Genomic DNA, 9412 nt, shown 5'->3' with positions numbered 1-9412 from the left:
CTGTAGCCCAGATGCTCCAGGTGCAGCGTGAGGAAGGTGTAGTACGGCCCGTGGCTGAGCTGCATCAGCGCCACGCAGGCATAGAATGCGATCACCCCCGGGGCGCGCAGCTGCTGCAGGAAACCACCCGCGCTGCGGCGCTCGCCCTGCTCCACCGGCTGGGCATTGGGCACCCACAGGCTGGCCGCGACGATGCCCGCCATGATGGTCACCAGCGCTACCGGGTAGATATCCAGGCTCAGCCATTCGAACAGCCGGCCCAGCCCCACCACGGTGAGGATGAAGCCGATCGAGCCCCACAACCGCACCTGGCTGTAACGCGCGGTCTGCCCGTGCAGGTGCGCCAGGGTTATCACCTCGAACTGCGGCAGCACGGCATGCCAGAAGAACGCGTGCAGGGCCATGACCAATGCCAGCCAGGCGTAGCTTTTGCCGAAGAAGATCAGGGCGAAGCTCGCTAGGGTCGCCAACGCCCCCAGGCGCACGATCAGCAGGCGCTGGCCGCTGCGATCGCCCAGCCAGCCCCACAGGTTGGGCGCCACGCAGCGCATCAGCATGGGGATGGCCACCAGCTCGCCGATGCGCGCCGGGGAAAAGCCCAGGTGGTCGAAGTACAGCGCCAGGAACGGGGCGGTGGAGCCGAGCAGGGCGAAGTAGAACAGGTAGAAAGTGGACAGGCGCCAGTAGGGGATGGGTTGCATGGGGTGGCCTTGTGGGAACCTGGGCCGGCCTATCGCCGGCAAGCCAGCTCCCACAGGATCACCTCATACCTGAAGACTGTGGGGTACCTGTGGGAGCTGGCTTGCCGGCGATAGGGCCGGTGCAGGGGAATCAGCGCTGGCCCAGCACCGGGGTATTCACGCGCACATCGGCATTCTGCGCACGGTGGCGCAGCAGGTGGTCCATCAGCGCAATGGCCATCATTGCCTCGGCGATCGGTGTGGCACGAATGCCCACGCAAGGGTCGTGGCGGCCTTTGGTGATGACATCCACCGGGTTGCCGTCAACGTCGATGGAGCGGCCCGGGGTGGTGATGCTGGAGGTCGGTTTCAGCGCCAGGTGCGCCACGATCGGCTGACCCGAAGAGATGCCACCGAGGATGCCGCCAGCGTTGTTGCTGAGGAAGCCTTCGGGGGTGAGCTCGTCACGGTGTTCGGTACCGCGCTGGGCAACGCTGGCAAAGCCGGCGCCGATTTCCACGCCCTTGACGGCGTTGATGCTCATCAGCGCGTGAGCCAGCTCTGCGTCGAGGCGGTCGAAGATCGGCTCGCCCAGGCCCGGCATCACGCCCTCGGCGACCACGGTGATTCTGGCGCCTACCGAGTCCTGGTCACGGCGCAGCTGGTCCATGTAGGCCTCCAGCTCCGGCACCTTGTCGGGGTCGGGGCTGAAGAAGGCGTTGTGCTCCACCGATTCCCAGGTCTTGAACGGGATTTCGATCGGGCCCAGCTGGCTCATGTAGCCGCGCACGGTGATGCCCTGGGTGGCCAGGTACTTCTTGGCGATGGCACCGGCGGCCACGCGCATGGCGGTTTCGCGGGCCGAGCTGCGGCCGCCGCCGCGGTAGTCGCGGATGCCGTACTTGTGGTGGTAGGTGTAATCGGCGTGGGCCGGGCGGAACAGGTCCTTGATCGCCGAGTAGTCCTTGGACTTCTGGTCGGTGTTGCGGATCAGCAGGCCGATCGAGCAGCCCGTGGTACGGCCTTCGAACACGCCGGAGAGGATTTCCACCTCGTCGGCTTCCTGGCGCTGGGTGGTGTGCCGGCTGGTGCCGGGCTTGCGCCGGTCCAGGTCGTGCTGCAGGTCGGCGAGGGAAATTTCCAGGCCGGGTGGGCACCCATCGACAATGGCGACCAACGCCGGGCCATGGCTTTCGCCAGCGGTGGTGACAGTGAACAGCTTGCCGTAGGTATTGCCGGACATGGACGCTCCGCGAGATCAGCCTGAAATGGACGAAAGCGGCAGTATACAGATGGATTGGTTGTCTGTACTGGCCCTATCGCCGGCAAGCAGGCTCCCACAGGTTTACCACAGGCCCTGGCATTGTGGATTCCCTGTGGGAGCTGGCTTGCCGGCGATGAGGCCGAACCTGCATACAAAGCCCGAGAACCTTCCCGCAGACATTGGGTCAAACCCTCATCTCCCCATGTAGTACCGCCTGATGTCGCGCCTCGTCGCCTTGTTCCTGCTGTTGTGCTCCGGCCTGGCCCAGGCCGCCGCCCCCACCGTGCTGCAACGCCCGATTGACCTGGACACCGGCCAGGGTGTGCTGCACGGCAGCCTGCTGTTGCCGCAACAGGCCACCCCGCCACCGGTGGTGCTGATCATCGCCGGCTCCGGCCCCACCGACCGCAACGGCAACAACCCGGCTTCAGGCAGGGTAGACAACCTCAAGCGCCTGGCCCTGCTGCTGGCCAACGAGCATATCGCCAGCGTGCGCTACGACAAGCGCGGTGTGGCTGCCAGCCAGCCGGCCACGCCCGACGAGCGTGACCTCAGCGTGGAGCGCTACGTGGCCGATGTGGTCGCCTGGAGCCACAAGCTCAAGGCCGACCCGCGCTTTGGCCCGCTGATATTGATCGGCCACAGCGAAGGCGCACTGATCGCCAGCCTGGCCGCCGAGCGGGCCGGCGCCAGCGCCGTGATCACCCTGGCCGGCAGCGGCCGCCCGCTGGCCGATGTGCTGCGCGAGCAGCTGGCACAACGCCTGCCGCCGGCGCAGCTGGCCGGTGGCAGCGCCCTGCTCGACCGCCTGCAGGCCGGGCAGACCAGCCTGGAAGTGCCGGCGCCGCTGCGCCAGGTGTTTCGCCCCAGTGTGCAGCCGTACCTGATTTCGCTGTTCCGGCAAAACCCGGCTGCAGCCTTTGCCCGCCTGCCCATGCCCGCGCTGATCGTGCAGGGGCGCAACGACGTGCAGGTGGACGTGGTCGATGCCCAACGGCTGAAGGCCGCCAAGCCGGATGCGCAGCTGGTGTTGATCGACGGCATGAACCACATGCTGCGCATCAGCCCCAAGGGCATGAGCCAGCAGCGCGACAGCTACCTCAACCCCGAGCTACCGCTGGCGCAGGAACTGGGTGAGCGGATTGTGACATTCATCCAGCATTTGCCTTCGGCGTGAGCTGAACAGGCTCAGGTCCTTGGCAAGCCTGCCGATACAGCAGGCATAGCCGAGGACAAGCCCCGATGACAACCACACCCGCCGCCGTAGAGCCGGCCGAAGAGGCCCAGCAACCCCCTGCCCTGCCCTGGGCCGACCTGGCCCCGGAACACTTCCAGCTGCTGCGCCTGGCCGCCCTGCCCACCGACCGCAGCACCGGCGCGCGGCCGCTGCGTTTTGTGCAGTTCGGCTATGCCGAGCGCCATGACAAGGCGCACAGCCTGCTGCGCATGGAGATCCAGCTGCCCGGGCAGAAGGTGCACAAAGAGCAGAACCGCCTGGACATCCGCGTCGACCATGCCGAGCACCTGGTGCGTATCGGCAGCGAGCATGGCCTGCAACTGGAGCCCGTCAACCGGGGCATCGGCCGCTTCCTGCTGGCCCAGGCTGCGCAGTGGCTGCAACGCCGCTGGTCGCATTACCGGGTCGAGGGCATGGCGCTGCCGAGCAAGGATGCGCTGAGCGAAGACTCGCGCCTGCGCCGTGACCACTGCTTGCGCGGGGTGGGTATCGCTGTGGAGTACGAAGACAGCCAGCACCTGAAGGGCCGCACCGTGGACATGCCCGTGGGCCAGCTGAAAGCGGCCTGGAGCAACGAGCGCCTGCAGCGGGTGGACATTCTGGATGCCGCCAACCTGCTGCAGCAGGCTGACCAGCAATTGCTGGAGAAGGAAGCGCAATTGCGCGAGCGCGATGAGCGGGTGGCCAAGTACCACCGGGAAGACAGCGGGTTGCGCTTTACCATCACCTGCCTGGTGGCATTTGCGGTGTTTCAGGCAGGGCTGCTGATCTGGATTGCTACCCGCTGAGACCGCGTTGCCTGCTTCGCGGGTAAACCCGCTCCTACAGGGATAGCACCGGGCCCGAGGCCAGTGATGGCCTTGTAGGAGCGGGTTCACCCGCGAAGAGGCCCTGCAGGTCAGACCCGGCCTTTGAACAGTTCCTGATGCTGGCGGCACTGCTCGGCGGTCAGCATGAACACGCCATGCCCCCCGCGCTCGAACTCCAGCCAGGTGAAGTCCACCTCAGGGTACAGCGCCTCGACATGCACCTGGCTGTTGCCCACTTCGACAATCAGCAAGCCCTTGTCGGTCAGGTGGTCTGCCGCCTCGGCCAGCATGCGCCGCACCAGGTCCAGGCCATCATTACCGCAGGCAAGGCCCAGCTCGGGCTCGTGGTGGTATTCGGCCGGCATGTCGTCGAAGTCTTCGGCATCGACATACGGCGGGTTGGACAGGATCAGGTCGAAACGCTGCCCCGGCAAGCCGCTAAAGCCGTCACCCTGCACGGTGAACACACGGCCGTCCAGGCCATGCCGTTCGATGTTCTGGTTGGCCACTTCAAGGGCCTGGAACGACAGGTCGGCCAGCACCACCTCGGCCTCGGGGAACACGTCGGCGGCGACGATGCCGATGCAACCCGAGCCGGTGCACAGGTCGAGGATGCGCGCCGGCTCGCTGGCCAGCCACGGCTCGAAGCGCTTTTCGATCAACTGGCCAATCGGCGAACGCGGCACCAGCACCCGTTCGTCAACGATGAACGACATGCCGCAGAACCAGGCCTCGCCAAGCAGGTAGGCGGCCGGCACGCGCTCTTCGATCCGGCGTTTCAACAGGTGCTGCAGGCGTACCCGCTCGTCGTCCTCGAGCATGCAGTCCAGGTAGCTGTCGGCCACTTCCCACGGCAGGTGCACCGCGCCCAGCACCAGCAGGCGGGCCTCGTCCCAGGCGTTGTCGGCACCGTGGCCGAAGAACAGATCATGCTCGTGGAAGCGGCTGACCGCCCAGCGGATGTAGTCGCGCAGCGTGCGCAGACGGGATGTGATCACGGGGTACTCCTATTTCAGACCGTACAAAAGTCTAACAGCCCAGGCCGTACATTTGTTCCCCCGGATCGCCCCCAGGCTAGCCACAAGCCAGTAACTACGCCGCTTGCGTTGTCAACCATTCCCATTGGCGCCAATGCAAGGGAGAATAGGTGTACAAAAGCCCTGCTCAAGGAGCCATTGATGTCCGTTCCAACCACGATGTTCCGCCTCACTGGCCGCGACTACCCGCCGGCCAAGCTGAGCCACGCCAGCCTGATCATCATCGATGCGCAAAAGGAGTACCTCAGTGGGCCCCTGCAGCTGTCGGGCATGGACGAGGCCGTGGCCAACATCGCCAGGTTGCTCGACGCCGCGCGCAAGAGCGGCCGTCCGATCATCCATGTTCGCCACCTGGGCACCGTTGGTGGCCGCTTCGACCCCCAAGGCCCGGCCGGCCAGTTCATCCCGGGGCTGGAGCCCCTGGAAGGCGAAACCGTCATCGAAAAACGCATGCCCAACGCCTTCAAGAACACCCAGCTGCACGAAACCTTGCAGGCGCTGGGGCATCTGGACCTGATTGTCTGCGGTTTCATGAGCCATTCCAGCGTCAGCACCACCGTGCGCCGCGCCAAGGACTATGGTTATCGGTGCACCCTGGTGGAAGACGCCTCGGCCACCCGTGACCTGGCCTTCAAGGACGGGGTGATTCCGGCCGCACAGATCCACCAATGCGAAATGGCCGTGATGGCCGACAACTTCGCTTGCGTGGCCCCCACCGCCAGCCTGATCTGAACAGCGGGCACGACCGCCCGGCAGCCGGGCGGAACCCGATGGGCGGCAGCAGGTCGAATTCCGGATATCCACAGAGGAGAGCGGAATGAAGCTCAAAGGCAGTTTTGACGCCAAGCGCCTGCGCCCGCGCGAACCGCGTAACTGGGGCGCTCGCCTGGCGGCTGGGCTGTCGGCCCTGCTGGCGACAATAGGCGTGCTGCTGGCAATGGCCGGGGTTGCCGGCCTGCTGGGCAACTACCCTGCGCTGGCGGAACTCAACGCCAACAAACCGCTGGCCGGCATCCTGGCCGGGGCGGGCTTGCTGCTGTTGTGGCTGGGGGTACGCTTTTGGCGGCGCAGCCGCATTCGCTTGCGCCGGGGGCGGGAATTGAACCTGTCGCCGCACCTGATGAAAAAACACGATTGATGTGTGTATAGCCTTTGCGGGCCTCTTCGCGGGTGAACCCGCTCCCACAGGGATGTCGGATTGCCCGGGCCTGTAGCGATCCTGTGGGAGCGGGTTTACCCGCGAAGAGGCCGGCACAGGCTGCAGAAGGCCCCACAGTCGCGTAAACTACGCCGCCCACGTGGAGGCATCATGCAAGACGACGATTTTTCCCTGTTCAAGGCCGAAGTGCGCGGTGTCAAACCGATCCGGCACGACCGCGCCGAAGTCGGCAAGCCCAAGGCCGACCGCACCCAGCTGGCCGGCCTGCGCCAGGCGGCGACCGTGCGCAGTGACAAAGCCCTGGTGATCGACGGGATGTCCGACCAGTTCGTCATCGACGTTGGCGCCGAAGACGAGCTGATGTGGCGCCGCGACGGCGTGCAGGAAGGCCAGTTGCGCAAGCTCAAGCTGGGCCAGATCCCGTTCGAAGGCAGCCTCGACCTGCACGGCATGACCGTGGAAAAGGCTCGCGAGACGCTGTGGGACTTCATCGCCGAAGCCACCAAGCTGGAAGTGCGCTGCGTGCGCGTGACCCACGGCAAGGCCGCACGCCTGGACGGCAAGCGCCCGATGATCAAGAGCCACGTCAACACCTGGCTGCGCCAGCACCAGCAGGTGCTCGGTTTTGCCTCGTGCAGCGCCCGCCACGGCGGCACTGGCGCGGTGTATGTGATGCTCAAGCGAACCATGCTCGAAGGCCGCGACGAGTAACGCCGCGCTTGCAGCGCCGCCGTTGCCGCCGTACCCTTCGTTTTTGCGATTTTTCCAACAGGTAGATCCATGTCCCTGGAACAGAACTACACCGAGATCCTCAGCCAGATTGGCGAGGACGTCTCCCGTGAGGGCCTGCTCGACACGCCCAAGCGGGCTGCAAAGGCGATGAAGTACCTTTGCCGCGGTTATGAGCAAACCCTGGAAGAAGTCACCAACAACGCGCTGTTCAGCTCTGACAACAGCGAAATGGTGCTGGTCCGGGACATCGAGCTGTATTCGATGTGCGAACACCACATGCTGCCCTTCATCGGCAAGGCCCACGTGGCCTACCTGCCCAAGGGCAAGGTGCTGGGCCTGTCGAAGGTGGCGCGCATCGTCGACATGTACGCCCGCCGCCTGCAGATCCAGGAAAACCTCAGCCGCCAGATCGCCGAAGCCGTGCAGCAGGTCACCGGCGCCGCAGGCGTGGCCGTGGTTGTCGAAGCCAAGCACATGTGCATGATGATGCGCGGTGTCGAAAAGCAGAATTCGAGCATGATCACTTCGGTGATGCTGGGCGAGTTCCGCGATAACGCCGCCACCCGCAGCGAGTTCCTCAGCCTGATCAAGTGATCGGTCGCTGACACCAGGCCGACCCTGCCGGGTCGGCCTTTTGCATTTCAGGAGTTGCCCATGATCGTCAAAGCCCTGCGGGTTGGCCTCGGCCAGCTCATCGTGTTCGGTGACTGGGTCAGCCGCCCGGCCAAGCGCAAGCGCGACGCCGCGGCCCAGGCCCGCGTCGAGCAAGCGGCCAAGGGCCTGGCGCTGTACCAGTTCCATGCCTGCCCGTTCTGCGTCAAGACCCGCCGCACCCTGCACCGCCTGAACGTGCCGTTGGCGCTGCGCGATGCCAAGAACGACCCGGTGCACCGCCAGGCCCTGCAGGAAGGTGGCGGGCGGGTGAAAGTGCCGTGCCTGCGCATTGAAGAGGCCGGCAAGGTGACCTGGATGTATGAGTCCAAGGCCATCATTGCCTACCTGGATGAGCGGTTTGCTTCGGTCTGAGGATTTGTAACCATCCTGCACCGGCCTCTTCGCGGGTGAACCCGCTCCCACAGGGATTACCACAGGGCTGAATACGGTGGTAATCCCTGTGGGAGCGGGTTCACCCGCGAAGAGGCCGGTACAGGCTGAAGGTCAGCCCACCATCGGCACATGCCGCGGGTGGCTGGCGACGCGCTCCAGCCAGGCCCGTACCGCCGGGTAGTCGGCCAGGTCGAACCCGCCCTGCTGCGCCACATGGGTATAGGCATACAACGCCACATCGGCAATCGAATACTGCTCACCCACCAGGTACGGGGTCATCTGCAGCTGCCGCTCCATCACCTTCAGCGCCTTGTAGCCGCCCTTGTGCAGCTTGCGGTATTCCTCTACGCGGTCATCCGGCAGGCCCAGGTAAAACTGGATGAAGCGCGCCACGGCAATGTACGGCTCATGGCTGTACTGCTCGAAGAACTGCCATTGCAAAACCTGAGTGCGCAGGCGCGGCTCGCTGGGCAGGAACGCACTGCCATCGGCCAGGTAGTTGAGGATGGCATTGGACTCCCACAGGTAGCTGCCGTCTTCAAGCTCCAGCACCGGCACCTTGCCGTTGGGGTTCATGGCCAGGAACTCGGGCGTTTCGGTCTCGCCCTTGAGGATGTCCACCGGGTGCCATTGATAGGGCTTGCCCAGCAGGCTCAGCATCAACTTGACCTTGTAGCAGTTGCCCGACTGGTAATCGCCATAGACCTTGTACATCGCCCCTCCCCCTGTGAAACAGAAATGCCCATGTCGGGCGCCAACCTGTGCAGTTGTGTAATCCCGCCCAATAGTTGGCGACTGTACGGCTAAAAGCAATGGCCGCTGTATGGCAAGGATCAACCTTTCGCGCTGTAGTCTGAAAAAACTGCTTACACCTTTACAAGGATTTTGTTCATGACCGATGCCACTTCCGCACGCCTGCGGCCCCTGGCAGATACCTCCCCGTCGGCGGTTGTCGCCGGTTTTATCGCCATGCTGACCGGCTATACCAGCTCACTGGTGCTGATGTTCCAGGCAGGCCAGGCCGCCGGGCTGACCACTGCGCAGATCTCGTCATGGATCTGGGCGCTGTCGATCGGCATGGCGGTGTGCAGCATCGGCCTGTCGCTGCGCTACCGCACGCCCATCACCATTGCCTGGTCCACCCCCGGCGCCGCCTTGCTGATCACCAGCCTGGGCGGGGTCAGCTATGGCGAAGCGATTGGTGCGTACATCACCTGCGCCCTGCTGGTGCTGGTGTGCGGCCTGACCGGCAGTTTTGAGCGGCTGGTCAAGCGCATTCCGGCCTCGTTGGCGTCGGCGCTGCTGGCCGGCATCCTGTTCAAGATCGGCAGCGAGATCTTCGTCGCCGCGCAGCACCGCACCTTGCTGGTACTGGGCATGTTCTTCAGCTACCTGCTGGTCAAGCGCCTGTCGCCGCGCTATTGCGTGCTGGCTGCGCTGCTGGTGG

At 64.9% G+C, this 9412-nt stretch carries 12 protein-coding genes; 8 read left to right on the top strand and 4 right to left on the bottom strand.

The genetic code is table 11. The annotated features are described in order from the left end of the window. Together HP546_RS20495 and aroC are read right to left on the bottom strand one after the other, a co-directional pair. The coding region (locus HP546_RS20495; RefSeq protein WP_172228853.1) for an MFS transporter at positions 1–701 on the bottom strand (701 nt) is incomplete at its 3' end. A 130-nt stretch (positions 702–831) separates the two neighbouring features. Further along, positions 832–1923, bottom strand: coding sequence for a chorismate synthase (gene aroC, locus HP546_RS20490; protein WP_172228851.1), 1092 nt, complete (start codon positions 1921–1923; stop codon positions 832–834). A 235-nt stretch (positions 1924–2158) separates the two neighbouring features. Between aroC and HP546_RS20485 the strand changes: the two genes are divergently transcribed. Together HP546_RS20485 and HP546_RS20480 are read left to right on the top strand one after the other, a co-directional pair. Beyond that, positions 2159–3121 (top strand): alpha/beta hydrolase, encoded by a 963-nt coding sequence (locus HP546_RS20485; protein ID WP_172228855.1) that lies wholly within the window; start codon positions 2159–2161, stop codon positions 3119–3121. 65 nt (positions 3122–3186) lie between these two features. After that, positions 3187–3969, top strand: coding sequence for a hypothetical protein (locus tag HP546_RS20480; RefSeq protein ID WP_172228849.1), 783 nt, complete (start codon positions 3187–3189; stop codon positions 3967–3969). Positions 3970–4079: 110 nt separating this feature from the next. Here the strand turns inward: HP546_RS20480 and prmB are convergent, their stop codons facing one another. Beyond that, positions 4080–4988 carry a 50S ribosomal protein L3 N(5)-glutamine methyltransferase gene (gene prmB, locus HP546_RS20475; RefSeq protein ID WP_172228847.1) on the bottom strand — a complete coding sequence of 303 codons (909 nt, stop codon included), beginning with the start codon at positions 4986–4988 and terminating at the stop codon, positions 4080–4082. Between the two features lie 180 nt (positions 4989–5168). Here prmB and HP546_RS20470 point away from each other — a divergent pair, with 180 nt between their 5' ends. From HP546_RS20470 to HP546_RS20450, 5 genes are all read left to right on the top strand, one after another. After that, positions 5169–5759: a cysteine hydrolase family protein gene (locus HP546_RS20470; protein ID WP_156859403.1), complete on the top strand. Its 591-nt coding sequence runs from the start codon at positions 5169–5171 to the stop codon at positions 5757–5759. Positions 5760–5844: 85 nt separating this feature from the next. Further along, positions 5845–6165: a hypothetical protein gene (locus HP546_RS20465; RefSeq protein WP_172228845.1), complete on the top strand. Its 321-nt coding sequence runs from the start codon at positions 5845–5847 to the stop codon at positions 6163–6165. Between the two features lie 171 nt (positions 6166–6336). Continuing rightward, entirely contained in the window at positions 6337–6897 is a 561-nt protein-coding gene (locus HP546_RS20460) for a Smr/MutS family protein (protein ID WP_172228843.1), read from the top strand. A gap of 69 nt (positions 6898–6966) precedes the next feature. Next, the gene (gene folE, locus HP546_RS20455; RefSeq protein ID WP_172228841.1) at positions 6967–7512 is read left to right on the top strand and encodes a GTP cyclohydrolase I FolE; all 546 of its coding nucleotides are present in this window, start codon (positions 6967–6969) and stop codon (positions 7510–7512) included. A gap of 60 nt (positions 7513–7572) precedes the next feature. Further along, a complete protein-coding gene (locus HP546_RS20450) occupies positions 7573–7944 on the top strand; it encodes a glutaredoxin (protein WP_172228839.1) in 372 nt (123 codons plus the stop codon). A gap of 132 nt (positions 7945–8076) precedes the next feature. Here HP546_RS20450 and HP546_RS20445 read toward each other — a convergent pair whose 3' ends face one another. Continuing rightward, complete coding sequence (locus HP546_RS20445) at positions 8077–8679, bottom strand: glutathione S-transferase family protein (protein WP_172228837.1); 603 nt, start codon at positions 8677–8679, stop codon at positions 8077–8079. A 177-nt stretch (positions 8680–8856) separates the two neighbouring features. Between HP546_RS20445 and HP546_RS20440 the strand changes: the two genes are divergently transcribed. Continuing rightward, on the top strand, positions 8857–9412 hold a 556-nt coding region (locus HP546_RS20440), incomplete at its 3' end, for a benzoate/H(+) symporter BenE family transporter (RefSeq protein ID WP_172228835.1).

Source organism: Pseudomonas sp. CM25, from assembly GCF_013179705.1.
GTDB lineage: Bacteria > Pseudomonadota > Gammaproteobacteria > Pseudomonadales > Pseudomonadaceae > Aquipseudomonas.
Note: the sequence above shows the minus strand (reverse complement) of the source record. Positions and strands in the feature narration are given on the sequence as shown.

Coding starts and splice junctions, on each gene's coding strand:
- folE (WP_172228841.1), top strand. CDS start 6,967: ATGTCCCTGGAACAGAACTACACCGAGATCCTCAGCCAGATTGGCGAG.
- HP546_RS20460 (WP_172228843.1), top strand. CDS start 6,337: ATGCAAGACGACGATTTTTCCCTGTTCAAGGCCGAAGTGCGCGGTGTC.
- HP546_RS20480 (WP_172228849.1), top strand. CDS start 3,187: ATGACAACCACACCCGCCGCCGTAGAGCCGGCCGAAGAGGCCCAGCAA.
- HP546_RS20445 (WP_172228837.1), bottom strand. CDS start 8,679: ATGTACAAGGTCTATGGCGATTACCAGTCGGGCAACTGCTACAAGGTC.
- HP546_RS20470 (WP_156859403.1), top strand. CDS start 5,169: ATGTCCGTTCCAACCACGATGTTCCGCCTCACTGGCCGCGACTACCCG.
- HP546_RS20465 (WP_172228845.1), top strand. CDS start 5,845: ATGAAGCTCAAAGGCAGTTTTGACGCCAAGCGCCTGCGCCCGCGCGAA.
- HP546_RS20450 (WP_172228839.1), top strand. CDS start 7,573: ATGATCGTCAAAGCCCTGCGGGTTGGCCTCGGCCAGCTCATCGTGTTC.
- aroC (WP_172228851.1), bottom strand. CDS start 1,923: ATGTCCGGCAATACCTACGGCAAGCTGTTCACTGTCACCACCGCTGGC.